3 protein-coding genes are annotated in these 3,762 nt (G+C 71.7%); 1 reads left to right on the top strand and 2 read right to left on the bottom strand.

The window, feature by feature from the left end:
• Positions 1 to 494: 494 nt before the first annotated feature.
• Positions 495 to 1,502, bottom strand: coding sequence for a stage II sporulation protein M (locus ACIPXM_RS17885; protein ID WP_401656164.1), 1,008 nt, complete (start codon positions 1,500 to 1,502; stop codon positions 495 to 497).
• Between the two features lie 210 nt (positions 1,503 to 1,712).
• Here ACIPXM_RS17885 and ACIPXM_RS17880 point away from each other — a divergent pair, with 210 nt between their 5' ends.
• Entirely contained in the window at positions 1,713 to 2,645 is a 933-nt protein-coding gene (locus ACIPXM_RS17880; RefSeq protein WP_401656221.1) for an RDD family protein, read from the top strand.
• 103 nt (positions 2,646 to 2,748) lie between these two features.
• On the opposite strand, the gene ACIPXM_RS17875 is transcribed toward ACIPXM_RS17880, so the two are convergent.
• Positions 2,749 to 3,360, bottom strand: coding sequence for a hypothetical protein (locus ACIPXM_RS17875; protein ID WP_401656162.1), 612 nt, complete (start codon positions 3,358 to 3,360; stop codon positions 2,749 to 2,751).
• Between the last annotated feature and the right edge of the window lie 402 nt (positions 3,361 to 3,762).

Genomic DNA, 3,762 nt, shown 5'->3' with positions numbered 1-3,762 from the left:
AAGATGGACGGGGTATCAACTAATCTGGCGTTGATTTTTGGCACGCTGTTGAGTTCTCAAGGTGCGGACGCTTCCTTTGTACTCACCCTCGCGGGCTTTCCTCCGGGCGCTTCCTTCGTTCTTACGTTTCCGACTCTATCAGATCTTTCCGACCCGATTTCCTCGGTGCTTTCCGGTCCCTTTAAGCTCCGACTTTCGTCTTTGCTTTCCGGTCCCTTCCGGCGTGTTCCCGACTTTATCAGATTCATTTCCGTCGGCCTAATCGGCGACTTCGTGATTCGGATAAGGAATCGGGATGGCTCCGTGGTCTTCGAACCAGGTCGAATTCTCAACCGGAGCGAGAGAGAGTCTAACGCTTGGTCCCCGAGCTTGTCCAGCTCCAGGCAACCGTTTGAATCTACCTCCCCACGCCACCCGTGTCAATGGGTTTTGTGGGCGAAGAGGAGACTAGCAGGTCAGCGGCGTGCTCTGCACATCCGCCGGTCAGGTGCCGTTCAGGCTGCGGTCGGGAGCTCGGCGGTTCGGTCGGCTTCGGCGACGTCGCCGGTGGCGCCCGCGCGGGCCGCTCGGCCGCCCAGCACATAGACGTACGCGAGAAATGCCAGTTCAGCGCCGATGCCGATGGTGATGCGGGCCCACGTCGGCAGGCCGGACGGCGTGACAAAGCCTTCGATGAGGCCCGAGAGGAAAAGGACCAGGGCCAGGCCGATCGCCATGCCGATGGCCGCCCTCCCCTGCTGGGCCAGCGCGGCACGGCGGGTGGTGGGGCCGGGGTCGATGACCGTCCAGCCGAGGCGGAGGCCCGTACCGGCGGCGACGAAGACCGCGGTCAGTTCGAGCAGACCGTGCGGAAGGATCAGACCGAGGAAGACGTCGAGGCGGCCGGCGGACGCCATCAGACCGATGCCGACGCCGACGTTGAGCATGTTGGTGAAGAGGATCAGCAGGACCGGGAGCCCGAGGAAGGCCCCGAGGACCAGGCAGAGAGCGGCGGCCTGGGCATTGTTCGTCCAGACCTGTGCGGAGAACGACGCGGCCGGGTGGCTGGAGTAGTACGTCTCGTACTGGCCGCCGGGGCGGGTCATCTCGCGCAGGTCCGCCTGGGCGCCGAGGGCGGACTGGACCTCGGGGTGGCCGCCGATCCACCAGCCGATGAGCGCCGCCAGCAGCGTGGACAGGATCGCCGTCGGGATCCACCAGTGCCGGGCCCGGTAGACCGCTGCCGGGAAACCCGCGGTCAGGAAGTCGGCCGCGTCACGCCAGGAGGCGCGGCGGGTGCCGGTCACCGTGGCGCGGGCGCGGGCGATCAGCTGGGTCAGCCGGGCCGTGAGCATCGGGTCCGGGACGCTCGACTGGAGCAGGGAGAGGTGGGTGGCCGTGCGCTGGTAGAGCGCGACGAGCTCGTCGGCCTCCGCGCCGGTGAGGCGACGGCCGCGACGGAGCAGGTGGTCGAGTCGGTCCCACTCCGCTCGGTGGGCGGTGACGAAGACGTCGAGGTCCATGGTCGGCTGCTGCTCCCGGCAGGTGGGGACGTACGGGGCGTACGGGCGCGGCGCGGTCGGCGGGCGGCGGTTCCGATGGGGTCCGCACGGCGGCGCGCTGCGGGCCAGCTTGGCAGACTGGCGTTCGGACGGGGTGCGGAAGGTCGACGCGGGCCCGGGGAAGACCGTCGAGGAAGTCCGTCGGGGATGTGCGAGGAGAGGGTGGGATCCGTGAACGGGGTGGTGACGGGGGACGCCGTCTATCTCGGGTTGCAGCCGGCCCGGCTGCCGACCAGGGCGTTGGCGCTGCTGCTCGACACGGTCGTGGTGTGGACGGTCTATCTGCTGCTCACCCTGGTGCTCGTGATCGCGACCGCCGGGCTCGACGAGGCCGCGACGGCGGCGATCAACATCGCCTCCTTCGTGCTTGTGCTGGTCGGGGCACCCATCGCCGTGGAGACGCTGACGCACGGACGGTCGCTCGGGAAGCTGGCCTGTGGGCTCCGGGTGGTTCGGGAGGACGGCGGACCGATCCGGTTCCGGCACGCGCTGATGCGCGGGGCGATGGGGGTCGTGGAGATCCTGATGACCTTCGGTGTCGTCGCCTGTATCGCCTCGCTCGTGTCGGAGCGGGGGCGGCGGATCGGGGACGTGTTCGCCGGGACCCTCGTCGTACGGGAGCGGGTTGCCGCGAGCTCGGCCATGGTCCTGCCGCCTCCGCCGCCGTGGCTGGTGGGACGGTTCGCGGGGCTGGACCTGTCGGCCGTGCCGGACGGGTTGTGGCTGGAGATACGGCAGTACCTGACGCGGATGCGGCAGCTGGACCCGGCGATCGGGCAGCGGCTCGCGGAGCGGCTGGCCGACGAGCTGGTGGCGCGGACCGGGGCTCCCCCGCCGCCCGGGGTGCCGGCCGCCGCGTATCTGGCGGGTGTGGTGGCCGAGCGGCAGGCACGGGAAGCCCGGCGGGTGTTCACGGGATCCGCGCCGGGCGCGGGGGCGGGTTCCGGTACGGCTCCGGGGCCGGGGCGGGTGACAGGGGGCGCCGGTGGGGGCTGCGGCGCCCCTGGCTCTTCCCGCCCGGCGGGGTCGGTGGGTCCGACGGGCCCGACGGGTCCGTCCGCTCCGGCCGGGCCGCCTGCGACCGGGTTCGCGCCGCCGGTCTGACGGGCGGCTGCGCGCCCGCTCGTCGAGCGGCGCGTGGGCGCGTTCACTCCTCCGTCACCCCCCGATGCCCAGCAGAGGTCAGGAGGGGTCAGGAGAGGGGGGGTCAGAGCACGTTCGGTGGGGTTTCGAGGTCCTCGAGTTCGATGCCGGGGGCCGCGAGCACCACGTCCCCGGCCAGGTGGACGGTGTGCCTTTCCCCCGTGTCCAGGGCGCTGACCTGGTACTCGTCCACGACGAGGGGGCCGTTGTCAGTGGCGTGCGCTTCACTTTTCAGCAAGGCCCAGGACTGGTCGACCGTCAGGGGGGCGAGCACAGGATCCGTGAAGGCGACGAGCCGGACGCGGGTCTCGGGGGAAGCGGGGGTGAGGCGCAGGAGTCGGGAGATCGCGACGAGGAACGCCGGGGAAGTGCCGGTGAAGGCATGGGCGCGCACATTGCCTTCGGTGGCGTGGGCTCCGGTGGGGTCGGTGCGGACCCAGGTGACGCCGTCGACGGCTGCGGCGCGCACCTGCCAGTCCGATGCGTGGAGTTCGAGCCGGATGGGGCGGCCCAGTTCGTCGATGGCCAGGTCGACGGAGCCCACGGGGTCGCCGGAAGGGGTGGTGGTGCGTGAGAGGTAGCGCCAGCCGGAGGGGCCGGGCGCGCAGTTGAAGTGCTCTTCACCGAGGGGGGTGTGATCGTGCGGATCGTAGAGCGAATAACGGCCTCGGGGCATGGGTCCTCGGGGTGCGTCCTGGAGCGGTAGTCCGGCAGAGAGTACGAGACAGGCCCCCGGCACGGGGGTGCGGGGGCCTGTCCGTATCCGCTGCGCGGGTCTTTCAGCGGGGTGTTCAGTGGGGTGGGGCGGCCGGATCCGTCAGTCGGGATCCGGCACGCGGGCCCACGTTCACCGGGGCTCCGCCGGAGAGCCGACGGAGCTCCATGGGAAATCGGAGCTCCGCGGGAATTCCGTGGGGAACCCGTGGGGCCGGTCCCCGTGGTGCGGCGGGGGGGGGGGGGGGGGGGGGGGGGGGGGGGCCCCCCCCCCCCCCCCCCCCCCCCCGCGGGCGCGCGGGGGGGGGCGCGGGGGGGGGGGCGGGCGGGGGGGCGGCCGGGCGCCCCCCCCCCCCCCCCCCCG

Source organism: Streptomyces sp. NPDC090025 (genome assembly GCF_044748125.1).
Lineage (GTDB): Bacteria > Actinomycetota > Actinomycetes > Streptomycetales > Streptomycetaceae > Streptomyces.
This window is presented reverse-complemented; position numbering and strand designations above follow the sequence as displayed.

Coding starts and splice junctions, on each gene's coding strand:
- ACIPXM_RS17885 (WP_401656164.1), bottom strand. CDS start 1,502: ATGGACCTCGACGTCTTCGTCACCGCCCACCGAGCGGAGTGGGACCGA.
- ACIPXM_RS17875 (WP_401656162.1), bottom strand. CDS start 3,360: ATGCCCCGAGGCCGTTATTCGCTCTACGATCCGCACGATCACACCCCC.